At 39.3% G+C, this 21658-nt stretch carries 29 protein-coding genes; 11 read left to right on the top strand and 18 right to left on the bottom strand.

The features are described from left to right. The first annotated feature begins 390 nt into the window (after nt 1-390). Both PPM_RS14195 and PPM_RS28635 read left to right on the top strand, forming a co-directional pair. Nucleotides 391-1029 (top strand): hypothetical protein, encoded by a 639-nt coding sequence (locus tag PPM_RS14195; RefSeq protein ID WP_013371527.1) that lies wholly within the window; start codon nt 391-393, stop codon nt 1027-1029. A gap of 187 nt (nt 1030-1216) precedes the next feature. Next, nucleotides 1217-1672 carry an AraC family transcriptional regulator gene (locus tag PPM_RS28635; protein WP_013371528.1) on the top strand — a complete coding sequence of 152 codons (456 nt, stop codon included), beginning with the start codon at nt 1217-1219 and terminating at the stop codon, nt 1670-1672. Here the strand turns inward: PPM_RS28635 and PPM_RS29290 are convergent. Beyond that, entirely contained in the window at nt 1586-2140 is a 555-nt protein-coding gene (locus PPM_RS29290; RefSeq protein WP_014599891.1) for a stalk domain-containing protein, read from the bottom strand. The genes PPM_RS28635 and PPM_RS29290 overlap by 87 nt on opposite strands. An 854-nt stretch (nt 2141-2994) precedes the next feature. On the opposite strand from PPM_RS29290, the gene abc-f reads away from it, so the two are divergent. Continuing rightward, complete coding sequence (gene abc-f, locus PPM_RS14210; RefSeq protein ID WP_013371530.1) at nt 2995-4482, top strand: ribosomal protection-like ABC-F family protein; 1488 nt, start codon at nt 2995-2997, stop codon at nt 4480-4482. Between the two features lie 146 nt (nt 4483-4628). Then, a complete protein-coding gene (locus PPM_RS14215) occupies nt 4629-5117 on the top strand; it encodes a hypothetical protein (RefSeq protein WP_228392860.1) in 489 nt (162 codons plus the stop codon). Nucleotides 5118-5666: 549 nt separating this feature from the next. Here the strand turns inward: PPM_RS14215 and PPM_RS14220 are convergent. The 3 genes from PPM_RS14220 to PPM_RS14230 form a co-directional block, all read right to left on the bottom strand. Beyond that, nucleotides 5667-6485, bottom strand: coding sequence for an alpha/beta fold hydrolase (locus PPM_RS14220; RefSeq protein ID WP_013371532.1), 819 nt, complete (start codon nt 6483-6485; stop codon nt 5667-5669). A gap of 269 nt (nt 6486-6754) precedes the next feature. Beyond that, nucleotides 6755-7018 (bottom strand): hypothetical protein, encoded by a 264-nt coding sequence (locus PPM_RS14225; protein ID WP_013371533.1) that lies wholly within the window; start codon nt 7016-7018, stop codon nt 6755-6757. A 273-nt stretch (nt 7019-7291) separates the two neighbouring features. Further along, a complete protein-coding gene (locus tag PPM_RS14230; RefSeq protein WP_013371534.1) occupies nt 7292-8209 on the bottom strand; it encodes a hypothetical protein in 918 nt (305 codons plus the stop codon). A gap of 1244 nt (nt 8210-9453) precedes the next feature. Here PPM_RS14230 and PPM_RS30165 point away from each other — a divergent pair. From PPM_RS30165 to PPM_RS14245, 3 genes are all read left to right on the top strand, one after another. Further along, nucleotides 9454-9645: a hypothetical protein gene (locus tag PPM_RS30165; RefSeq protein ID WP_228392861.1), complete on the top strand. Its 192-nt coding sequence runs from the start codon at nt 9454-9456 to the stop codon at nt 9643-9645. Between the two features lie 235 nt (nt 9646-9880). Beyond that, on the top strand, nt 9881-10102 hold the full coding sequence (locus PPM_RS14235) for a DUF6199 family natural product biosynthesis protein (RefSeq protein ID WP_014599895.1): 222 nt from the start codon (nt 9881-9883) through the stop codon (nt 10100-10102). A 904-nt stretch (nt 10103-11006) separates the two neighbouring features. Continuing rightward, nucleotides 11007-11219: a helix-turn-helix domain-containing protein gene (locus PPM_RS14245; protein ID WP_043921417.1), complete on the top strand. Its 213-nt coding sequence runs from the start codon at nt 11007-11009 to the stop codon at nt 11217-11219. 227 nt (nt 11220-11446) lie between these two features. Here PPM_RS14245 and PPM_RS14250 read toward each other — a convergent pair whose 3' ends face one another. The 8 genes from PPM_RS14250 to PPM_RS28195 form a co-directional block, all read right to left on the bottom strand. Continuing rightward, complete coding sequence (locus PPM_RS14250) at nt 11447-11842, bottom strand: LytTR family transcriptional regulator DNA-binding domain-containing protein (RefSeq protein ID WP_014599896.1); 396 nt, start codon at nt 11840-11842, stop codon at nt 11447-11449. A gap of 14 nt (nt 11843-11856) precedes the next feature. Beyond that, complete coding sequence (locus PPM_RS28650; RefSeq protein ID WP_080567867.1) at nt 11857-12003, bottom strand: cyclic lactone autoinducer peptide; 147 nt, start codon at nt 12001-12003, stop codon at nt 11857-11859. Continuing rightward, on the bottom strand, nt 11981-12535 hold the full coding sequence (locus tag PPM_RS14255) for an accessory gene regulator ArgB-like protein (protein ID WP_043921418.1): 555 nt from the start codon (nt 12533-12535) through the stop codon (nt 11981-11983). Before PPM_RS14255 ends, PPM_RS28650 begins: the two co-directional genes overlap by 23 nt. Then, complete coding sequence (locus PPM_RS14260) at nt 12513-13145, bottom strand: hypothetical protein (RefSeq protein ID WP_014599897.1); 633 nt, start codon at nt 13143-13145, stop codon at nt 12513-12515. The genes PPM_RS14255 and PPM_RS14260 overlap by 23 nt, the downstream gene beginning before the upstream one ends. A gap of 124 nt (nt 13146-13269) precedes the next feature. Beyond that, a complete protein-coding gene (locus PPM_RS14265) occupies nt 13270-13602 on the bottom strand; it encodes a YolD-like family protein (protein ID WP_014599898.1) in 333 nt (110 codons plus the stop codon). Nucleotides 13603-13724: 122 nt separating this feature from the next. After that, the gene (locus PPM_RS14270; RefSeq protein WP_043921419.1) at nt 13725-13997 is read right to left on the bottom strand and encodes a hypothetical protein; all 273 of its coding nucleotides are present in this window, start codon (nt 13995-13997) and stop codon (nt 13725-13727) included. 249 nt (nt 13998-14246) lie between these two features. After that, complete coding sequence (locus tag PPM_RS14275) at nt 14247-14663, bottom strand: type II toxin-antitoxin system HicB family antitoxin (RefSeq protein WP_014599899.1); 417 nt, start codon at nt 14661-14663, stop codon at nt 14247-14249. A gap of 26 nt (nt 14664-14689) precedes the next feature. Then, complete coding sequence (locus PPM_RS28195; protein WP_065762441.1) at nt 14690-14857, bottom strand: type II toxin-antitoxin system HicA family toxin; 168 nt, start codon at nt 14855-14857, stop codon at nt 14690-14692. A 218-nt stretch (nt 14858-15075) separates the two neighbouring features. On the opposite strand from PPM_RS28195, the gene PPM_RS14280 reads away from it, so the two are divergent. Further along, nucleotides 15076-15936, top strand: coding sequence for an ATP-dependent DNA ligase (locus PPM_RS14280; RefSeq protein ID WP_014599900.1), 861 nt, complete (start codon nt 15076-15078; stop codon nt 15934-15936). A gap of 30 nt (nt 15937-15966) precedes the next feature. Here PPM_RS14280 and PPM_RS14285 read toward each other — a convergent pair whose 3' ends face one another. From PPM_RS14285 to PPM_RS14300, 4 genes are all read right to left on the bottom strand, one after another. Then, on the bottom strand, nt 15967-16188 hold the full coding sequence (locus PPM_RS14285) for a hypothetical protein (protein WP_043921420.1): 222 nt from the start codon (nt 16186-16188) through the stop codon (nt 15967-15969). A 260-nt stretch (nt 16189-16448) separates the two neighbouring features. After that, nucleotides 16449-16907: a hypothetical protein gene (locus tag PPM_RS14290; RefSeq protein WP_014599902.1), complete on the bottom strand. Its 459-nt coding sequence runs from the start codon at nt 16905-16907 to the stop codon at nt 16449-16451. Nucleotides 16908-17029: 122 nt separating this feature from the next. Further along, a complete protein-coding gene (locus PPM_RS14295) occupies nt 17030-17740 on the bottom strand; it encodes a C39 family peptidase (RefSeq protein WP_014599903.1) in 711 nt (236 codons plus the stop codon). Nucleotides 17741-17914: 174 nt separating this feature from the next. Then, nucleotides 17915-18361, bottom strand: a complete 447-nt coding sequence (locus PPM_RS14300; RefSeq protein WP_014599904.1) for a NucA/NucB deoxyribonuclease domain-containing protein — start codon at nt 18359-18361, stop codon at nt 17915-17917. Between the two features lie 612 nt (nt 18362-18973). Here PPM_RS14300 and PPM_RS14305 point away from each other — a divergent pair. Together PPM_RS14305 and PPM_RS14310 are read left to right on the top strand one after the other, a co-directional pair. Continuing rightward, entirely contained in the window at nt 18974-19480 is a 507-nt protein-coding gene (locus tag PPM_RS14305) for a hypothetical protein (protein WP_019687471.1), read from the top strand. 30 nt (nt 19481-19510) lie between these two features. Next, nucleotides 19511-19768 carry a hypothetical protein gene (locus tag PPM_RS14310; RefSeq protein WP_014599905.1) on the top strand — a complete coding sequence of 86 codons (258 nt, stop codon included), beginning with the start codon at nt 19511-19513 and terminating at the stop codon, nt 19766-19768. Between the two features lie 204 nt (nt 19769-19972). On the opposite strand, the gene PPM_RS14315 is transcribed toward PPM_RS14310, so the two are convergent. After that, nucleotides 19973-20317 (bottom strand): hypothetical protein, encoded by a 345-nt coding sequence (locus PPM_RS14315; protein ID WP_019687473.1) that lies wholly within the window; start codon nt 20315-20317, stop codon nt 19973-19975. Between the two features lie 308 nt (nt 20318-20625). Between PPM_RS14315 and PPM_RS14320 the strand changes: the two genes are divergently transcribed. After that, complete coding sequence (locus tag PPM_RS14320; RefSeq protein WP_019687474.1) at nt 20626-21051, top strand: hypothetical protein; 426 nt, start codon at nt 20626-20628, stop codon at nt 21049-21051. A 44-nt stretch (nt 21052-21095) separates the two neighbouring features. On the opposite strand, the gene PPM_RS14325 is transcribed toward PPM_RS14320, so the two are convergent. Next, nucleotides 21096-21656, bottom strand: a complete 561-nt coding sequence (locus PPM_RS14325) for a phage holin, LLH family (protein ID WP_014599907.1) — start codon at nt 21654-21656, stop codon at nt 21096-21098. Nucleotides 21657-21658 lie beyond the last annotated feature (2 nt).

Here is a 21658-nt window from a genome sequence, read left to right on the forward strand (position 1 = left end):
TATATCTTAAATTGGTTTTATTACTATAACGGTGCGGATTTTAAACAGAAATATTGCTCAGCAAAAATAAGGTTGTAGAGTGACTATACATCTTTAAGCTAACAGGAAGTAAAGTTCCAATTATGGTAATATGGAGGATGACCAAATCTTCTGTTTGAGTTAGGAGCGAGTTACCTATGGATCTACTCATAATTATTTTAGTGATCGGTTTTATAACCATAGTAAGTTATCTCAGGGCAATTCATATTTCTCTTCAACGAATTATAGAATATAAAGGTAAAGAAAATGACTAGCTATTTTCAAATATACCCAGTTTCAATATTTTGTAATATATTGGCGTATAGCTACATTATAACTATTCGACTGTCTTAACTTAGGAGGTTCTAAAGAATGCCTTATCCAATGGTCCATTTTGCTATAGCTTTAGAACTTTGCTCGCGTACTCCATCTTCTAGTTTCTTAATTGGGAGTATTGCTCCAGATGCTGTCCATGTAAGGGGAGATGTGACAAGAAGCGAAAAGGGTATTACACATTTTGTTTGTGAAGATAGATTCCCTAGTAGTGAGGTACTTAAGGAAAGATGCCAGTATTATTTAAACCTTAATGTTGAGACTAACTGGACAGATTACATACTAGGGTATTTTGCCCATATCTATGCGGACATAAGATGGACGGAAACAGTCTATTCGAATTTTGAACGTGAGTATCAAGGAGAAAAAGATGAAATAAGAAAAATCTATAATATGGAAGCAAACCAAGTAGAATTTAATTTAATCAAAAGAGAAGAATGGGCAGAAGATGTTCTCAACAAGCTCTATGTAGGAAATGCCTATAGTATTGAACCATTGTTAACACAAATTGAAGTAAATCAGTACCGAGATATAAAACTACAATGGCTACGTAATAAGAACAATGAACCCCAGATAACCCCAATTTATTTAAAGGTAGATGTGGTTAAGAGTTTTGTTACAAAGACATCGCATGAACTTAACGACTTATATAAAGAATGGGGAATCGAGTCTCTATAAGTAAGACTTGTTTAAGCTATCGTGACACAGCAGTTTAATATCACACATCGTTGAGCAGGCACATAAGTCTGCTCTTTGGGTATTAGACACTAATTTGATTATTTTTAAAATGGAGTTGTTTATCATTTTAAAGCATTATAAGATGGTTTCAGACATCGATGTACTTTAAAAAGAAAGAGAAGAAAATATGAAGGCTGAAATTGAAAAAATACCGTCTTGTAGAATTGCATACATGAGACAGATTGGTCCGTATGGAATTGCAAATTCACAACTAATGGAGAAATTTAAATACTGGGTTGAATCGAATAAATTATTTAATAATAAGTCTATTATCCTCGGCATTGTCCAAGATAATCCTGCATTTGTGAAGCCGGAAAATTGTCGCTACGATGCATGTTTGGTTATTCCTGATGGTTACTGTGTTAATACTGATGAAGTAAGTCTAAGCAATATTAGTGGAGGAAGATACGCTGTTTTTAAGATAAATCATACAGCAGAAGCTGTTCAAAAGGCTTGGGGCGAAATATTTCTAGAGTTGAAAAACCAAAAGTTCAGATTAGATGAAACCAAACCTATCTTGGAGCGCTATACAATTGAACTTATTAATAATCATCGTTGCGAAATTTGCGTTCCGATTCAATAAACGTGTTAAGATACCTATTATTAAAGGTAGTCTAATACTAATCCCTCTCATAAAAGTAAAAGCCCTCTGTTTAAGAGGGCTTTTTGTCACGGTGACGGTTTTTTCAATGCGCTCAATAAGTTTTTGATCGTCGCCTGCCGCACCTATTCTTCTATCGATGTCAGTCAATGACTTTTCAGATTTTGTAATATCATTATTAAGTATTTCGATCAATTCCTCCACAGTCCCAGAGTGCTTTACAATTAGTTCCTTGGACCAATTGGTATGTGGGTTATTCTTCAAAGCCATTGCTTGTGACTGCTCTTCAACAACCACATATGAAGAAGGGGTTCCTGTTGTAATTTCAATAGTTTTCCCCTTCACCGCTAGGTTCGTCCCCAAAGATTCTGAAATCGGGCGCAAAGGTACATACGCTGTACCATCGACGGCAATAGCGTTTTCAAACAATGTTGTTCCATTTACGCTCACATTTTATTCCCCTAAAACCATCTTTCCAACTAGTGGAAATTTCTTGGTGATGGATCAAATGTAGCGTTCACAATTACATCATCGTACATATCACCTCTTAGTGAAGCAACATCGTTTCTCAACTCTCTGATTGTTTCCCCGAGATTTTCAATAAAATCTTCAACTCCGAGCTTAAGCCCACTTACAGTAGCTTTAGTAAAATTAACCTCATTTTGAAAATAAACCATATTATCCGTAGATTTTAATATATCCCCCACCCATATTATCTACATGAAATGAATTCAAGTCCCCAAAAATACGCCTACCCTCTTTTGCTGTACAGAATAAGGCACCTGTAATAATACCGCCCTCTATCTCATTACCAATTAACTTACTGGCTCTAATAATCATCTTGGGCCCGTATCGCTGCTAATGCATTTCCTATCCTATATCCAAACCTTAAGTATTTCTTTCCGGCGTGCTGGTTGCGAAGCAATGATAGCAGAAGATAGTTGAAAAACAGTAATCAATCTAAGGAGCATGTCGACCTACGCGAGGCTTCATCCTAAATGAAACTAACGCAGGTTGTAGTTAAATTACTATTGTGATAAACTGGATGTAATTTGATGATGGGAGTTGAACGGATACATGTAGAACTTTCTTGCTTCGAGATCACGAAAAGAACGGACTCAGCGATTGGCTAGGGTCGTTTTATTTCGTCTCTGCAAGAAAGGTCTGCGTTTCGTTTGCGCTCCCTCTCCGGACAGTCATATGGCCCCCTTGTAATGGGGTCTTATTTCCTCGTATGGATTAGAGCCGCAAGAAAGCACCTTTCTTGCGGCTCTTTTTTATTTCCAAACGAAAGGATGATTGCCATGCCCGCCATTCAGGTAACCAATCTTACTTTTGCCTATCCAGGCAGCTATGACCCTATATTCGAAAATGTTCATTTTCAAATTGATACAGACTGGAAGTTGGGCTTTACAGGACGAAACGGTCGGGGTAAAACGACGTTCTTAAACCTGCTGCAGGGGAAGTACGAATACAGCGGTACGATCTCCACACCAGTCGCCTTTGATTATTTTCCGTTTCCCGTCGAACATCCGGAGTATTTGACTTTAGATGTCGTCGAAGAGATCGTGCCAAGCTATGAGAACTGGAAGCTGATGCGTGAACTGAACCTGCTTAAGGTTTCAGAAGACGTGTTGTACCGACCATTCGAATCGCTGTCCCAAGGAGAACAGACGAAGGTATTGCTGGCTGTGCTATTCATCCAAGACAATCGATTTCTGCTCATCGACGAGCCGACCAATCATCTCGATTTGCACGCACGCAAGCTTGTCGCCGATTATCTGAATACGAAGCGTGGTTTTATTCTTGTTTCACACGACCGTGCTTTTCTCGACCGCTGCGTGGATCATATTCTGTCGATCAACAAAACGAATATTGAAATCCAAAAAGGCAACTTCTCCAGCTGGTGGACGAACAAAACTCGCCAGGATACATTCGAAATGGCACAAAACGAAAAGCTGTACAAAGACATACAGCGTTTATCAGCTTCCGCTAAACGTACTAGTAGCTGGTCTTTCGAGACCGAAAAATCGAAAAACGGCACACGAAATTCCGGTTCCAAACTTGACAAGGGGTACGTCGGACATAAGGCAGCCAAAATGATGAAACGCTCAAAATCCATCGAACAGCGGCAACACACTGCTTTAGAGGAAAAATCGAAACTGCTCCGAAATATCGAACAGTCAGAAAGCCTTGCGATCTCTCAGCTCGTGTATCCCAAATCGGAATTGGCGATACTGGATCATGTTACGATTTACTACGGGGAAAGAGCAGTATGCAAGAACGTTAGTCTGATGATTGAACCAGGAGATCGGATTGCAATTTCAGGTCCAAATGGTTCAGGTAAGTCTAGCTTGCTTCACCTGCTCAACGCTGAGGAGCTATACTATACAGGTACGTTTCAACGGGATCCGCAGCTTCGCGTTTCCTATGTATCCCAGAATACTTCTGATTTGCGAGGTACGCTTTCCGATTATGCAGCAGAGCACAGAATTGACGAAAGCTTATTTAAAGCCGTGTTGCGTAAGCTAGATTTCGCCCGCATCCAGTTTGAGAAGGATATATCGGCGTTTAGCGGCGGGCAGAAGAAGAAAGTTCTGATCGCGAGAAGCCTATGTGAGGAGGCTCATCTGCATATTTGGGACGAACCGCTCAACTTTGTTGACGTGATTTCCCGGATGCAAATTGAGGAGCTGCTGCTTGAATACACGCCCACCATTGTATTCGTAGAGCATGATCGGGAATTTCATGACCGGGTCGCCACGAAAACGATTGAACTCGGTGGGGATTAGAATTTTACAAATTGAATTGGATTAAGACATGATTTCAACGATAGAAAGCTTTGTTCAACAACTTTTATGAAAAGGAAAAAGATTGAACTAAAGGCACACGATAGTTCAATCGAACATCGGCAGTCTAGGATTTTATTTTTTCGTCCATGGCTGCCGATGGTTTTATTGAAGACAGTTTAATAGTTATCTCACTAAGACTAAGAAGCTTATATTATTTTACAGTGGGTTTTGCTTCTTCTACTCTACTCTCACTGTCCATTATGGGAAATTCCGCTTCAAATGCTATTGCAAAACGGACAACAGGATCAATAAAATTTGATCAAGGAAGTATAAGCCAACTTGTTTTAGCTGTTTGTGACTTTTACCAGCAACCAAGATTACAATGTCGCCAAAGTAATATAAGTTTGGTAATCCCCCAATTGAAAGAAAAAATATTGAGTGAGTTGAATTTGTATTTGCTTAAGAGTGTAGAAAACTTATATACAGATATGGAGAAAGATTTATTCGTATCTATTTATGCGAACGTAATCTATGAGGCTGGTTATTTATGGGCTTCCGGAAAAGTAAAATTAAACAAAGAAGAAATAGCTAAGAAAATTTCGTTATTCGTATTAGGTGGGCAGAACTCTCTTTAATGCTGCTTTTGCTCACTTTCTTAATATTGCTCATCCTCCTCCCAACAGATAAGAAACAATAAAAAAACACAAGCAATTACGCTTGTGTTTTGATGCAGCCTATATCAGATCACTCTCAAAGAGACAAGACCCTGAAACTGTACCACGTAAGGCTTCAAGCTCATCCAGAGCTTTCTTTAAATCACCGTCCATCGCTCATATCCTATTTTCATTAAGCACATTCCCCTCTGTACAATTCATGATTACTTTAGAATAATCCGCAAAAACGTTGCGCTTGCCATGCAGGTCCAGTCGCGAAACAGCCCCGGCAATTTCCGTAACTCACCGTGTGGAAAACGACACCCCCATTGAAAAGGATGCCTCAACACTATGAATAAAGTAACAAATTTCAGGATAAAAAATCATAGTTCCTAATGTCAGAAGAAGCCAAAGTATTAGACTGACCTTAGAAATTGAAACAGCGACAACTAAGACGAGGAAATAGGGTCCTTGATTGTCGCTATTGCATTGAACTAACGTATCCCGTTAGTTCAATGGATTAATATACAACTAAAATCCAAACTCTGTTACTCTTTCAAGCCACTCACGCATAAGTGACTCAAATAATAGAGTCTGTTCAATCTGAAGATTATGGCCTGCTCGATCTAGAACGGCAAAGGTTGCTCTAGGATAATTGTCTAAAATTCTAAAAGCATCTATGTAACCAACAACTGCATCTTGTCGCCCAAGAGTAAATACTGTTGGTTTATCGAAAACTAATTCATCTATATTGGTGGAAAATCCATAGTTTCTTTGAATCTTGCTAAGAAAATCGTAGTCAGCGATCTTACAACCTGCCATGATCTCTTCTGAATACCTTTTCCAATTATATTCATTGAGAACGACTTGATTTGCGCTAAAATCACTTACTTGCTCTTCACTTAAGGTGTCCATAAACTCGCGATCACTATGAACAACAAAATGCTCGGGAAGTATTCTTCTTTTGTGTTCAGGAATAATTAATGGGCAAATCAGTGCAGCCCCACCAATACGATCTTTATGTCTATTAATTATTCCTCTTGTAATATATCCACCGTATGATTCACCTGCTATGAGATAATCTTGGTTTGGGACAAGAGTTTCAATAAAATTTATAACTGCTTCTAGCATATCATCTGAATTACATATTTGATCGTAATCCTTTGTTTGTCCCATTCCAGGCAGGTCAAGATAGATACGACGCCAATTGGAATTATCTTCAAATATCGGTTCCATACACCCACTCATTAACCGATGGTCTGGTGTAAAACCATGGATCATTATAATTGGTTTGCCTTTACCAATTTCCTCGTAATATATATTGGCATTCTTGACTTTACAATATGGCATACAGACTCCTCCAAAATTGAGTTATTATTATAATATTCTTACACTAAAGAAGAATCTACATGTTTTATCAAGCAAACCAGATCTCCTTTCCGTTTCGTTTTGATTATATACGCATATATAATATATGTAAAGAACACTTGTTCCCTATTCTTGTTTTCGGAGTTAAACTAACCTGCCCGTTACTTCAATGAAAAAAAGCAGCCCCTCATGAACTGCCCTACTGCTAGTCACTTCAACAATAGGATGAGTTCATACAAGGGCTACCCCATTTACCAAGTAATCCAACCGCTCGTTCGTTTGTAACTGTGCAGGATCTCGTATTCCTCACTACGCATCAGTCGTTTCATTTTTGTTCTATACAGCCGATAATCATCTTTTCTTGCTACTTTACATTCTTTGTTGTAATGAACACTCTTGATTCCTTTACGGAAATCCTTAAGCTTCTCTTTTCTTGGATCTTTGGGCTTATTATTGATCTCCAGACTACGCTGTTTCTCATCTTCCCAGGATTGAATCTCTTCCCGTGTAAACATCTTCATCCCCGTTGTGCCGGGTTAGATTTTGGCATTTGAAGCCATGACCTTAGACACAACTAATAGAAGAAGATCTTCGGATTGAACATTAAATCACCTCTGAATTTATTCGCCCTTATTTTAACATATTTATAACTATTCTTCCCGTTTTACGCCTTCAATCAGTGTTTAGACAATCATTTTACATATTTGAAATTTGCAACTTTCCCCTCTAAACCTTCCTCATCCTGGTCCGTTCCTGTTTCACCATGAGCTCCCTTCTAAAGGGAGTCTTTATGCATAGGTATACTCCGGTCCCAATCGTTCGATAATTCGATCCAACTGTCTGGTTAGATAAGGCGAAACGTCACCAATGCCAGACACTGCTTCTAACAAGGGAAAGGATTGCCCACCCCACGGGCCTTGTGGATCAAAGACTTGTCTACCGATTCGCAAGCCTTCTGTTTCCCTGAAGATGTTCAATCGTTCCAATCCTTCAATAAGCAGCCCGACCGGCAGCGTTTTGTTCCTACGTCGGGACCATTCTGCCAAGAAGGACATGCCACGTAATATATCATATTCAAAAAACCTCGGAAAACAAGGCTTCAGCCATTCCATATCGATGACACTTCTATTTTGTTTAGAACATACAAGACGATGCTCAATTAAATAACGTGCGCCTTCATCTAAGAAAACGACTTCCTGTTCAGTAAATTCACGGTCTGTATGCCATAAGATAGCTTCAAGCGGAGGAAGTGTCGAAACAATAGAGCTCTTTTTAGAATGAATATAAGCTTCAGGATCGCAGTTCAGTCCGCCATCAGGTAACTGATGCTTTAAGAGCCATTCGCGAATCCAAGGCAGTTCCTTGTCCAAATCACAGCCATACGCCATTAGAATCATATAGTATACGGCAAGTTCACAATGGCAGCAATCCATCTTCATCTTATCACTTTCACTTGTTGGATGGTCATCGGGGAATATGATGAAGGTGGGCCAAACCTGAGTTTCGAGTAAATATTTTGCTCCAGTAATAGCAGACTCGGGAATTAGTTTCACCTCACCCATTTCATAAAGAGCAGCCATATGCCACCAAGCTCCATCCCATTTTCGACGGCTGCACTCGCCGTGAGTCATCCCCAAATGCGGAGTAGATTCAAGGAACTGTATAGATTCTTCGATTGCTAAACGAATATTTTGATTTGCTTCCATCTGGGTATCTCCTTTTTGATTACCTCTACTTCACACTTCAGTTAAGCAACGCCTCACCTCGTATACCCTTCCACTCTTAAAAAATTCGATATGTTATTAAACTATCCTGCCCGTTAGCTTAATGAGGCATCGTCAGAATATTACTTTATTTTTCAGTTTAGAACTTTATTTTCTTCTGACACCTATAATAAAGACCGCAAAGGCTTAAGCCCTTTGCTTCTGGCATTCTAAGTCCAATTTCTCCTTCTTGGTTTCGCCCCCGACCATAGTCGATCATCACAAAATCCAATGTTCGGTTGACAGACTTTTTGCTAAATTTTCTTTGACCTTGCGTCTTTTGTCAGCGAATGTTGTGGCTGATATACCATGAATACCTTTTTTATACTCTGCTCATATACTGTTGAGCTTTTAGATACAAAAGCTTTGCAGCAAGCCTTTCATGCACATCTCTAATGTTAGAGATTGCAAAACGGATATTGTTTGTAATGAGGAAATAGAACTTGTAATGAGCTGTTACTCTTTAGAGCTATCCACATCCAGAATGCCACCCAAGGGTGAGCCATCATCCAATCAGCTTATGGTCATGAGCGGCCACGCTCCACGGAATCGCTTATACTCTTCTGTTCTTTTAGGCTGTAATAGCTGAGCTCATGTTCAGGTTGCACACACTTTGACCTTTTATTGTCGTGGTAACCGTAGACCTTCAACAGACTTCTTGAGCCTGGCTATCTCGTTATCCTTTTGTTGCATAAGGGTTTCAACGGCGATTAAATCATCGTTCTAGCCCTTAGCCACCTGTTGAAATCTCTATACCCCCTTTCTATATCTAGCTGCTGTGGTGGGTCTGGATCAATCCTTCCACTATTGAATGGTTGTTGCTCCACATCTCATTTATATGTTTTTCCACACTCATCCGCCGTCTCGGCTCCATCCACTCTTTGCAGCATCAAATGGCATTTTACAGTCATATACAATTAAAAATCCCTTTCCGCATTACTGTAAGTACACTGTCCGAATGCGTACATGCCTCTTCTTTCATCCGTAGGAGTATTTTTAAAATCGAAATCAACATTTTCAGTGAGGAAGAAACCTCTACATCTGGCATCATTACAACGATGCTTCGACAGACATTGTATAAGGCTGTTTTCTCTTTCTTTACTCCCTATGAGCTAAAATATGATATATCCTTACTGCCCTCAACAATGAATATGTTCTGCATAAACTATCAAAAAGGAGATGAGAACATGACTAGATTGTTAGATGCTCGAACATCTCAAAACGCAAGTTACGGTAATACGATCTCAATTCCCTTGCCAGCCAATACTGCTGGTGCCATCGCGGAGCTTGGTTTAGATGTAACGGAATGCCCTTTACTCTGTGAGTGTCTCCGAAACAAACCCAAACGCTGTACAAGTCGTCACCATCAATGCTTCTGATTACAATATCCCTCTACCACCATCAAATGAATTGGTATATACCTTATATATATTTTGCACAGCAGATGCTACCCGAATAGGAATAGAAAGTTTTAATGCTGTTGCCTACTCGGATTAAAATTCACCGTAACACGGAGAACAAAGCCCTCTTATTTTTGTTTCATCTGCTCTTGGAGACAATAATTTCTATCTGTCGTTCATTTTTTGGTATAATTTACTTAAAGGGGGTGATCAAATGGGAATTATGCTTATTCTTATTGCTATTGTTTTTTTCGCGCTTGGTATTTTAAGTAAACGGAAACCCACTTGGGGATGGCGTGCAAACGAAGCCTGGAAAATCAAAGGTGACTCAGAACCAAGCGACGCTTACATTGATGACATGAAATTTAGGGGCTCTGTATCTATTCTCTTTGGGTTCTTCTTCTTAGCATGTGGACTTTTGGTTATCTTCCTGTAAGCGCACTTCCTTAAACTTCAAAGCTCGACCAGCGAATGTAGTAGTAGTTCCATAACTAGCTTTATAGATTTCATACTTTTCTTTTTTTGTTTCTAAACACTTCTTCGCGCCCTGCTGGCGTTTGTATTCTTTCCAGTCTACTTCATGAAACCAAAAGTATTTTCCGTAGCTATCCCTATAGGTCTCTATACAGAATTGAAGAAGTTCCTTCATTGATTTGTATGTATCTGCTCATGGCATGGATCGAACATGCCAAGGCATTTATCTTTACACCGTGTCCGCTTCTAACTATTTAAAACCTAATTCAATAATTTTTTGTGGGGAAATTGTGGGGAGTACTGCGTAGTCCAAGAAAATGAAGCATTATCCTCAAACAAAAAAATCCCTCAACGCTTAGAGCGCCAAGGGATTCCACATTTTAGTAAAGCGTCAGATATTGATCACGTTCCCATTGATGTACTTGGGTTCTGTTTATGTACGAATTTATCACTTCATCTTTTCCTTTATTAGGATAGCGATTTATAGAACATTTCATCAGAAACGTTGTTCACAATCTATCATAACTTTTCATGAATTGGGGGACGTTTGGGGGACACTTAGGGGGACGATTTTAAGACCAATGTAGGGCAGATGGGAATGAACCATTCTACCCCGTTTTACATACTACTTTACGAAAGTGAATTCATGAATCCATGAAGGAGCTTCTACTATTACAACGACCGGCAGAGTAGTCCCAAATACCTGAAGCATAGATAAGGTATAAATTTCAGCATTCTCTTTTTTAATGTCCCATTTAATCTTTAATCTGTGTATTTGCATTGATGCACGTCCTTTGTCGTATTTACTGGAGTGCCTCTCAGTGATATAATTTGCAACGAATAGATGTCTACTGGAGGATCTCTGATTGAAAATCTCCCGTGGGAGATGCCGACTTAAGGAGCTACTCGAAGAACGTCGTATAAAACAAATCGATCTTGCTAGACGCACCGGCTACAGCAGACATTTGATTTCTAATTGGGCCAACAATCAGGATAAAATGTCTGCTGATGTTATGATTAACATAGCTTATGCCCTCGATTGTAAAATGGAAGACTTATACGAACTGATCTTTGAGTGAGCCTGTTGGCTCTCCCTCGGATAAAAGTATGGTTGAACCATACTTTTTACAGACAACTGTACTCCCCTCCCTTTTTTATTTTCCAAGTCAATTATGTCTATAATCGAACATATCAATTTTTGACATAACTATACTACTATTAAATCCCATTATTAGGGGCTTGGCAACAAAAATTCGGGCGCTGAATGTCTCTTAATATTCGACATTATAAGACAAAAAAAGAGTCGCTATTTTGTAGCAACTCCAGTGAAGATTATTTTCGAATTAATAAAACCCATTTCTTCAACAACCTCATCAAATCGATGGTAAGCAATTGGACACCTTTTCGATGTTTTTGTTACTTCATCTTCAAAGTAAGCATCTTTAAAGATACCATTAACAATCTTTACTTTTTCTACATTAAGAGTGTTGCTTCTATCCACATTTAAAAAACGATATCCGTTACTATTCAAAAAATTCTCCCAATGTCTCAAGGTTCCTACCATATAGTATGTTTTATCAAATGTATGAACCAGTATCTGGTCTCGCTTTCTCCCCTTAGAGATGAAAAGGACTTTGTCTACTAAAACATTTTCTCCTCTTTCTATACCTCCAGGATCTGCCGATACGGTTAAACTTAGCATTTAACATTCCCCGCTTACTTTAACAATTCTTTCGGTGGTTCGGGACTGTGAATCCATGACAGACTTGCCGTGCTCACTGATGCAACTGCAAGTATTGTCAACATTGCAGCAATATTGTAATACATACTAGCCTTCACTTTACTCGGTTTGGTTTTCTTCATTTTTCACACCTCCTTCTATTAGTGTTAAACTCTGAACAAAAAAACTGGCAGCTACCACTGGAAAAGCCAACCACAGATTTAGAGCAACAATTGCAACTCCCATAAACTTTAGCAACGGATAGTGCTTCTTTGATATACGCGTCTTCCCCTCCACCCTCGATGGCGCGTAAATCAAGATAAGCACAATACTTATTATCGACGTAATAACGATCCAATTGTAATTAAAACTTGCGAAAGATAAAGCAGTAAGTAGAACTGTAGATACAACAATACACACTATATTGCTCTTTAAATGTATTCCTCCTACAATTTGGCGCAACATTGAAAAAGATATCATAGCTAGCAAAGCTTCCTGCATTCTGTCCGTAAAAAATGAGATACCTATAGTCAGTAAAATAATTGAGACTGTATTGATCGCAACGGATATCCCGTGTTTTAGAACATCTATAGATGAAGGATGATCAGGGACAACTGTTTTGATGTGAGTCGCAATATTAAGAGCGATGGTGTCAAGGCTTTTTATAGTAATCACGCTCCGTTTTTAATGCATAATATAAAAACATGGCAGATGCTAAGGCAATAAATAGAATACTCAAGAAGAAATTATTGACGTAAAACATAAATGCACAAGCTGCCAATACTCCTATTATTAAGATAATAACGAGTACATACTCCCACTTAAAACGTAGATTTTCATAATCTGCCGTAAAGCCTATTTTAAATTTATACAGGAACCACGAAATAGCTAACACCCATGCACTAGTTACCGCTTGCGCTAACGATCCTTCTGCTGAGGTCTGCATTTCTGTTGTCAAGGTACCAAAAAGCATTAATATAACCGCCGCTTGGAATAATGTGTACAAAAAAGTGCCTGTAATGGATATGATGGCTGCCCAAATAATCGGCATCCTAACAACAGTGGTTATTAATAACGTGAACAATATAATGTTTATGGTTGGAGCAAAGAAAGATAAAGATGTCTCTTCTCTCAAGATAAAGCTCTGCAAATTCATTATCAATCCAATAAACAATGCAGGCCATATATAGTCTAAGGCTCTAACTCTAAAAATAGTTAACATTAAAACAAACGCCGCAAATGTTTCTACAGTCGAGAAAAGCAAGAACCGTACAGGCTCCCACATAACACATAACCCCTTCTCATAATTGGTAACAAATATGCTTTAATTCTATATTTGTTACTTGTTAGAGGCAATCCAATTACCATGTTAAATGGAAGTATTTATGTATTATGTGAGGTAATTATTTTCAGCCTGCCGATATAATATCCTCAAGCCTAATCCAACTAAAGTCATCTTCCCCACGAAACAGTTTTACTTCGCGTCTAGCGGTGTTAATTGACGTTACTACACCAGTCATGTCCGTATCGTCAAACGGGCTAAATACGGTCACGCTGACAGGCTGGCGTGAGTTGTAAGAGTCTATTAAAGCCTGCTCAATCAATTGTACTTCCTGGTCATCCAATTCTGGTTTACCGCGCCGTTGACGGTCTTTCATAAGTTTTAAGTATCCTTCTTTATGTTCGGGCAAAATGATGCGTGAACTCTCCCATAAACCATTACCCTCAAGTCTCTTTCCCATTTATGTAGCCTCCTGTTGTGTTCTCCTGATGTGTTATGTAGAAATTATATTCCGAACACTTGTTCCTTACAAGGGATATCATTTCCAGTACGCAAAAAAATAAACCTCAGATTATCCGAGGTTTAATATTCCGTAAAATATCTATTCGCATCACCCGGCGACATCGGTCTACTTCGTCCGCGCTCCCAGCCCTCTATAATAACGATATGCCGCGTATCTGACTGGTCTTCCCATGTAATATAATTGTCACTCTCCAAGGACAACAGACCCGACTTTATGTCCTCTACACTCCTACCTGTCTTAATCTCCAATTCCTGCATTGTAGGCATACGCCGCTGTTGTGCAAAAAAATTATAAAGTATCCTTAATAACTTACGTTCGATGTCTGATAACATGTATGATCACTCCTCTGCAATTATTATATGCAAACAAGCGTTCGTTATTCAACATAAAAAAATGCTCCGCTGGCAGCCTAATTGCCAGCGGAGCTAGTACTTTCTTTGGCACTTACGGGCTTAAAATAAACACGCCTACAGAGTGCCATTACATCTTAATCAGCATTTACAATGCGGAAATCAAGTTCAATTCAAACACTCACATAGAGTGCAGCTTTACGGTTAGGTTACTAAATAATTTGAGTTTACTTACTTTGCAGTAGGGTAATCTTTAACACCTAGTCTTTCCTTAAGCGCGTGCTGTAACACCTGTGAAAAGTTAATTTTCTCACGAGTAGCTTCCCGCTCAAGCCAGCGTGGAAGTGTGACATTTTTGGTCACTGCTTTGTTCATCATTTCGTCCCTGATCGTCCCCATCCTTATCTCGATCAAAGTGATGAAAGAATCGGGTGGCAATTGAATGCTCGCTGGATCAGAAGCTGGCGGAATCACTTCGTTGTCCTCTTCAAGGCCAAACAATTGCAGCTCTAAGCACTCCTTCGCCATTCGCAAAGCCTCAGACATATCATCGCCTTCTGTTATCGCTCCAGGAAGATCCGGAAAAGTGACTGTGTAACCTTTCACTTCACCCTTTTCAAATATTGCAGGGTAAATGTATTTATCCATATATATGAACCTCCTTTTGAGGGGGGCTATTTAAGCCCCGCCTGTTTGAGTATTGTGTCTGCTGTTTTGGGGTCAAGGTCTTTTCTTGGATGCGGTACTGTGACGAGACCCGACTTAGTAGGATGTTTGAATTGATGATGACTCCCTCTAACCCTAGCTAAGTACCACCCATCTGCTTCGATTATCTTTATCATGCTACGTGATGAGTAGTTCAAATCATATCCTCCTCTCTATATTTATTATAACACGCATAAAATATGCACGTCAATAAAATACATGCATATTTTATGCGCATGGCTTTAATAACAAATGATCCTTCTTAATAATTAAGGTTAGCAGGCCTTTTCCTCTCCAATACTTACCGCCTCACTACTTCATAAATGAGCGTTATAATTAATCTGAGGTGGTCTATTTGTTTATTTCTCCAATGTTACTTGAAACAGCGGCTGCCCCCTTTTCGGATTCGCGCTATATCTTCGAACCGAAAATAGACGGCCACCGCTTAATATATTCGCAACAGAACGGCATTGTACGCTTATTCACGCGCCATAACAATGACTGCACACGCCAATACCCGGAGATAGCTAGCGTTACATTCCCGCATGACATTGTGTTGGACGGTGAGATTGCGTGCGTTGATCCGACAACGGGTGTATCGGATTTTGAATCCGTTATGTCCCGCTTCCAGGCGAGGAAAACGGACAAGATTACTAAGCTCGTAGCTGAATTACCGGCTACTTTCGTTGTCTTCGATGTCTTGAGCTTTAAAGGCGAGGACTTGCGGAGCCTTCCGCTTATGGAACGCAAGTCCATACTCGCTAGTCTAACGCTTCCTAGCCCTAGTTTCGGGGTTGTTCCGTATATTGAAGGCGCCGGGGAGGCGTTGTTCGAGCAGATAGAAGCGCGCGGCATGGAAGGCCTGGTCGCCAAGCGTAAGGATAGTATGTATATCAGCCGCCGATCAGCGTCCTGGCAGAAGGTCATTAACTGGTCCTATGCCGATGTGTACATTACGGGTTATCGTAAAGAGGAATTCGGATGGCTTGTATCAGTGCCTAATGAGCGCGGTAACCTTCGTCCCGCCGGCATTATTGAGCACGGAGCTAGCCCAATGCACAAGAAGGCGTTCTATGGCGTCGTGGCACCGTTAAAGACCGATGAGGATCGCGAATTTGTTTACGTGGAGCCGCGCATAAGAGCCCGTGTTAAAATGCGAAACTGGACTAAGGCGGGTAACTTGCGGATACCAGTATTTACGGAATTTATAGTTTAAACAAAAGAAATTCCCGCCGACCAATTAAGGTTAGCGGGGATTTTTGTCTACTCTAAATTCAAATTGGTTCCGTATGTAATAAGCTCCAGCAATCTTAACCGAATCAGGCGAAAACTTTTCTATAGTGCCACCATAGTCTACAACCGATATAAAATCCTCGCCTAACGACTGAACAACGTACACCTTTACCTGGCTTAATGCAGCTGCAAATAGTTCTATATCTGACTTTAACACTTTATATGTATGGTTCATGTTGATCACCTCAGAATAGGTTTTATGAGATATTCTTCGTTGTAGGTAATCTGTAACGGCTTTTCCATATTACCGAACATTTTTCTTAACAGCCTCAGAATGTGTACTCAATAGTAATTCCTGCTGGCAATTCTGGCCGGTGGTCATCCCATCTTTTCGTAGATCATAACATGGGTATGTTTAATTAATGATTTTACTAGGCTATATAATGAGCAGAAGAAAAGCACCTATATAGGTGCTTTTCAAACAGAAAGCAATTCTCAACGATCAAAATCCCTCTTAATATTCAAGCTATAACCAAGTCCTTTACCGTTACCACCCCAAGCCCCATCATGACCTATGACTTTAAAATAGATCACATCCCCAGGGAGCAGGCCACTAGTGCCACAGACATCATTCTTCCCTTGTCCATTGTCTTGAGCTTCAAGCACCTCTTCTTCACCTTTATCAGGATAGTAAGCAACTATATCATAATTGATATATTGTTGACTTTTTAAAGTGGCAATTGCCGTCATTTCTTTGCTTCTCGAAGTATTTACTACTTTAAACCAATCTACATCATTTTTGTCCAGATATGATCCAAAATTAAAGTTACTACTTTGTACATTTAAGGCTGTTTCTCTAGTGTCATTCTGACCAGATATTGCGAAAGCACTTTGCGACAATGTCAATGTCAATGTCGCAGCAAAAAGGACTGATAATACCTTTCTTATTTTCATGTTTATTCCACCTTTCGTCATTATAAAGAATCAGCCGATTCGATTCTATTTTATTACATATCATATTAAGATTTGAGACGCGCTTGATTTACAATTATTGATATTTTGTAGATTATTTATTATTATTTGCTTCCCATTTTTAGTCTATAAACTGCATCAAAATCTGACGGTCTCCATTCATAATTAACATTCCCTTCTTTCCAGGTTGTATGAAGTATGAGTTTTCTTTCCTGGCCAGAGGCATTTTGCTTATAACCAACAATAACTAGAGCATGTCCGCCTTCTATTGATCTTCTATCATCTTGGTATCTTTTCATTGTTAGCCAAAGAGGTCTACCTGCATTAATTTCCTCTGTTATCAGATTCCAAGCTTTTTCTTGTGCAGAGTTTGTGGCAAAACCATAGCCCCCAAATGAATATATGTACCCTACATCATCTAAATATCTAGCAAAGGCATTTACTGCTCGTACGAAGGGCACGCCGCCATCTTTGTCAGGATGGAAATATTTATCTGCCAAAATATCTTGTAGTTCATCATCTGATACGCCACGGTCAATTAATAATGGATATCCATGACTCTCCCAATACTTGATAATCATAGCTGCCGATGATATGGTACATCCTCTTCCCCAATCGAAGTCGGGCACGTCTGAAATTCTTTTCAGTCCAATAATACTTGGGGTAATAACTTGAGTAATATCTGGAGTAGTAGATTGAGTGGAATAAGTAGAGTCCGTAACAGTGGTTACCTGATCAGCAAAGGCAGCGTTTTCAGGAAGTAAACCTACAACAACAGAACCAAGCAAAGCGGGAATCATAATTTTTTTAAGCATTTTGATCCTCCATTTTTTTGGTATTATATTCAATACATTTCCATAATATAGAACATTTCGCGATTCAACTGTGATTGATTTCACACAACACTATAATCTATTTACATCTAACCTAAATTCAAACTGATCAATGAAAAAAGCTCTGCCAACCAATCAAGGTTAGCTGAGCTTTTGCTATTTAACGAAAAATTCAACTTTCGTTCCATCTTTATATTCATCCAATTTGTGACCTACCCACGATCCAGCTCCACGATTATCCTTTGGACTTATGTACTTAATGTCTGCACCCTTTCCACCTTCGGAACACATTGCCATAGGCCATCCATCTCGATCCTTACCCTTCTTGGTGGGTACACCCTTTAGGGACAGCTCGCGATTATGGTCGGCTCCTTCACGGTCAATTGTGCATACTGGTGATTTTCCCGCCTGAATGGCTTCCTTGATGTGCTGGGCCGTTTCTGGGTACTTGGCTGACGGAAACTCCAGCTTGACCGTATCGGCAGATACCTGCGTTACCGGAACGGATACAGGGTCGCTCTTAGTGGTCTTTACAACGTCTTGTTGTAGGCTGCAGCCAGCTAATAGGATTGTAATTAGTACGGTAAATATCCACCTAAACATATGTAAACCTCCCTAAACGTAAAACACCCCACCGGCTTGAGCCAGCAGAGTGCTACCGATGCTTTCGGATTATAAGATAAGTATAATTGTTTTGGGTGATTTTGTAAATGCAATATGTATGGTTCATACTGAAAGCCTCTGCAAATATTATATGTAAACAAGTGTTCGTTGTCCAAGGCAAAAAAAGAGCAGTTAGAGTTCTATTCCTCCTGCCCTTTTCTGTTTTCGATCTGGTGCATTTCAATTACTCTTGATCCTTTGGATACTTTATTAGGGTGGCTATAGCCACCTTCAAGGCTCAAGCTCCAATTGAATTGAGCTATTTAGCACGGGGCTGAATGAATGCTGCTAAAAATGTGGATGCGACTCCAAGCTGAAGCCCAAGCATCCGGAACGCGGCAGCTCTCTCCGATTCGAACGAGATCCACGCAGCGCTATAGCGCCCACTGGCGTCACATAGGCGTTGTTGACAAAAATCTACAACTCTATTTAATAGAAAGATGAGGTTACAATGATATGGAAAATATAACCTATATGTTCCATCAATAGTTTACTTCATCCTTATATTTAAGGATTTAGTATAAAAATAATTTGGAAGAGGTGCGTATTAAAATGAGTAAAAAACTGTCGTCTCTATTTTTATCCTTTCTAATTTCAGTGATATTAGTTGTCCCGGTATCTGCCCAAAGCGTCACCCCTACTCAAGATCAGTCCTCATCAGTCGAAAATTCTATTCAAGCTCAGCCCTTATCAGTCGAACCATCTTCTTCACAATTAGCTCCTGATTCCTCAAATTCCAATGAAAGTATCCAATCAATAATAGCGCCTGTGTGGGTAACCAAATCGTTTAATGTAACTAAGAATGGAAGAACAGTAACGGTGGAGTGGGGTATTGCAACGGACTCAATTATAAGAGAAGTCAATGCTTCTTTTAAAACGGGAGCCGGTTGGACGGAAGCTACCAGTTTTAAAGGGCCGAATACTGGGGGAGTAACTCTCAGTCAAACATGGGAATACAGTCAACCAGGGACTTACACAGTCGGCGGAGTTGCTCAACTTTATACAGATAAAGGACCTGCATCTTGCTTTTCGCCTCCAAGAGTAGTAGTTATTAATTAAAGAGTATTTCTACACTTGAGAGGTGAGGAATTGAAAGTTATCGAATTAGCAATTGTATTAAATGATAAAGAGGGCTACTACGCTGAAAATTTCGACCTGGTTGCCCTGCCTTTTGTCCCAAGAAAAGGAGAAATGATTTTATGGAATAATAAACTTTATCGTGTGCTAGATGTTATGTATAGTTTTGATACAAACCCGTACGACTATAATTTTGATGCTAGCCCAAGCACTCAAAGCTCGGTAGCTCATGATATAACCTATAAAGTTTTTTTGAAACCTGAAGATTAAACAGACATTAAATAAAGTATTTTCTTAGCCTAAGCACTAAGAAAATACTTTATTTGTTTTTAGCAATAGCACCCCCTATAAAACAGAAAAACACCCCACCAGCGTATGCCAGCAGGGTATCACCGATGCTTTCGGATTGAAGAGCGTTGTTTTCTTACGTGTGAAATTGTTTATAAACGAAAATAAGAGTTATTAGATACAATATTAGTATTTAATTCTAATCGTTACTGTTTCCACTTCACCACCAAATCTATCAACAGTCGATATCTCACCAGCATATGCTCCATCTCCAACAGAAATATTTTCTGGGTCTGGATATATTTTAATAAGCCCTCTTGGGGATACTGTAAAATCATTTGATTTTCCACTCCCCATGTAGTACCAATAACCTGGACCATATCCTAATTGATAAGTCTCATTCGGATGAAGAGTAACTGTATACCTAAGCGGTTTTGCATCAGCAACTGATGTAAAAGAAGAGAAGCTTGATACAGATAAACCAGTTGTTATAAGCACTCCTAAAAATAATGAAATAAACATTTTCTTCATAATAAGTCCCCTTTTCTCAGATATAGGCTTACTATAATTTACCACAGATGAATTTGTCAAGAATTTTCTGGAAAATAAATTTAAGGCTTCATAAATAAAAGACACCCCACCAACTTGAGTCAGTAAAGTGCCCCTATGGGTTTAAATTGCACAATGGTGCTTCCTTATGTGTTGTTATCAGTATAATTCGTATGGTCTATATTGTGAATATATATAGAAAAAATTTCCTAGGCCTGATAGACTATATCAAAAACATTGTAATCTATGGATATTAAAAAGGTTGATTATTTGAGAAAGGAACTGCAAATATGAACGGTTTATCACTTACTACAATAGTTGGAATTTTTGGTGCTGTTGTTGGAGGAGCTTTAGGTATTTATTTCAGTTCGTATACTGATGTAGTATGGCTAAGTTACATTATAAGATTGTCACTCGCTGCCCTGTTCGGCTCTCTTTTTTCTTTTCTTGGTTGGTACCTAAACAAAGAGGGTCTTTTAGTTAACATATTTCAACTTATAAATTTATTAGTAGGACTATTATTATTCTATTTATTATTTTGTGTAGTTTCTTTTATTGTGTTGTCTTTTACACCTTTCTCTAAAGAACTTATAAATATTTATGGAACCTATATTCCAATTCCCTTGTCCTTTTTAGCAATAATAATATATATAAAAAAGAAAAAAATTAGCTTCAAAAAATCGTATGATACAACAGAAGACGATATATATTATTAAAAAAGCTACCCTACCAGCAAAAGCGGTAGGGTATTTGCTTTACCTTACTCCGTAGTTACAGGCATTTGAACAGCTTCTAACGGCGCTGAAATAGGTCCAGGTTCAGATTGCACCTGAGCAGGAACAGTATTGGCTACCTCTGCTGTAGCTTGAGCCAAAAAATCATTAAGCTTTGCAGCCAGACCAGATACAGCTTCCTTAGCTGCGGCCTGTGCTGCCTTCTCGTTCGGCTGTGCTTCAGTAGCCAGTATCGCTTTTGTTCTGGCCTTATACTCCAGATATGCTTTCTCAATCGCTGCTTGAAGCTCCGTAGGCGATACCACAATGCCCTGTTCTGTAAGTCTCAAGGATGCATATTGCAAAGCCTCTTGCATCTTGCGAATCCCGCCAGCATCTTTAAACGTAGTCTGAGCAAGTGCAAAAGCCTCCCCTGCTACTTTATGGATTACCTCTCGCTGTGCCGCTGTTGTACGTGCGTCTAACCACACGTTAACCTTAGTCTTGAGTTTGTTCAGACCTCCTAAAACAAACGCTGTAAGCACACCCGCAGTGGCTGTGACAATGGTATTTACGTAAGGTTGTACAGTTTCGATAATTGTTTGCATGA

It is taken from the genome of Paenibacillus polymyxa M1, from assembly GCF_000237325.1.
Taxonomy (GTDB): Bacteria; Bacillota; Bacilli; order Paenibacillales; family Paenibacillaceae; genus Paenibacillus; species Paenibacillus polymyxa_C.

Coding starts and splice junctions, on each gene's coding strand:
- PPM_RS28635 (WP_013371528.1), top strand. CDS start 1,217: ATGAAGGCTGAAATTGAAAAAATACCGTCTTGTAGAATTGCATACATG.
- PPM_RS14195 (WP_013371527.1), top strand. CDS start 391: ATGCCTTATCCAATGGTCCATTTTGCTATAGCTTTAGAACTTTGCTCG.
- PPM_RS14295 (WP_014599903.1), bottom strand. CDS start 17,740: ATGCTTAAAAAAATTATGATTCCCGCTTTGCTTGGTTCTGTTGTTGTA.
- PPM_RS14225 (WP_013371533.1), bottom strand. CDS start 7,018: ATGTTTACACGGGAAGAGATTCAATCCTGGGAAGATGAGAAACAGCGT.
- PPM_RS14320 (WP_019687474.1), top strand. CDS start 20,626: ATGAACGGTTTATCACTTACTACAATAGTTGGAATTTTTGGTGCTGTT.
- PPM_RS14220 (WP_013371532.1), bottom strand. CDS start 6,485: ATGCCATATTGTAAAGTCAAGAATGCCAATATATATTACGAGGAAATT.
- PPM_RS14325 (WP_014599907.1), bottom strand. CDS start 21,656: ATGCAAACAATTATCGAAACTGTACAACCTTACGTAAATACCATTGTC.
- PPM_RS14285 (WP_043921420.1), bottom strand. CDS start 16,188: ATGAACCATACATATAAAGTGTTAAAGTCAGATATAGAACTATTTGCA.
- PPM_RS28650 (WP_080567867.1), bottom strand. CDS start 12,003: ATGAAGAAAACCAAACCGAGTAAAGTGAAGGCTAGTATGTATTACAAT.
- PPM_RS30165 (WP_228392861.1), top strand. CDS start 9,454: ATGACTAGATTGTTAGATGCTCGAACATCTCAAAACGCAAGTTACGGT.
- abc-f (WP_013371530.1), top strand. CDS start 2,995: ATGCCCGCCATTCAGGTAACCAATCTTACTTTTGCCTATCCAGGCAGC.
- PPM_RS14305 (WP_019687471.1), top strand. CDS start 18,974: ATGAGTAAAAAACTGTCGTCTCTATTTTTATCCTTTCTAATTTCAGTG.
- PPM_RS14300 (WP_014599904.1), bottom strand. CDS start 18,361: ATGTTTAGGTGGATATTTACCGTACTAATTACAATCCTATTAGCTGGC.
- PPM_RS14270 (WP_043921419.1), bottom strand. CDS start 13,997: ATGTTATCAGACATCGAACGTAAGTTATTAAGGATACTTTATAATTTT.
- PPM_RS14265 (WP_014599898.1), bottom strand. CDS start 13,602: ATGGGAAAGAGACTTGAGGGTAATGGTTTATGGGAGAGTTCACGCATC.
- PPM_RS14250 (WP_014599896.1), bottom strand. CDS start 11,842: ATGCTAAGTTTAACCGTATCGGCAGATCCTGGAGGTATAGAAAGAGGA.
- PPM_RS14235 (WP_014599895.1), top strand. CDS start 9,881: ATGGGAATTATGCTTATTCTTATTGCTATTGTTTTTTTCGCGCTTGGT.
- PPM_RS14275 (WP_014599899.1), bottom strand. CDS start 14,663: ATGGATAAATACATTTACCCTGCAATATTTGAAAAGGGTGAAGTGAAA.
- PPM_RS28195 (WP_065762441.1), bottom strand. CDS start 14,857: ATGATAAAGATAATCGAAGCAGATGGGTGGTACTTAGCTAGGGTTAGA.
- PPM_RS14230 (WP_013371534.1), bottom strand. CDS start 8,209: ATGGAAGCAAATCAAAATATTCGTTTAGCAATCGAAGAATCTATACAG.
- PPM_RS14215 (WP_228392860.1), top strand. CDS start 4,629: ATGGCTGCCGATGGTTTTATTGAAGACAGTTTAATAGTTATCTCACTA.
- PPM_RS14315 (WP_019687473.1), bottom strand. CDS start 20,317: ATGAAGAAAATGTTTATTTCATTATTTTTAGGAGTGCTTATAACAACT.
- PPM_RS14260 (WP_014599897.1), bottom strand. CDS start 13,145: ATGTGGGAGCCTGTACGGTTCTTGCTTTTCTCGACTGTAGAAACATTT.
- PPM_RS14290 (WP_014599902.1), bottom strand. CDS start 16,907: ATGAAAATAAGAAAGGTATTATCAGTCCTTTTTGCTGCGACATTGACA.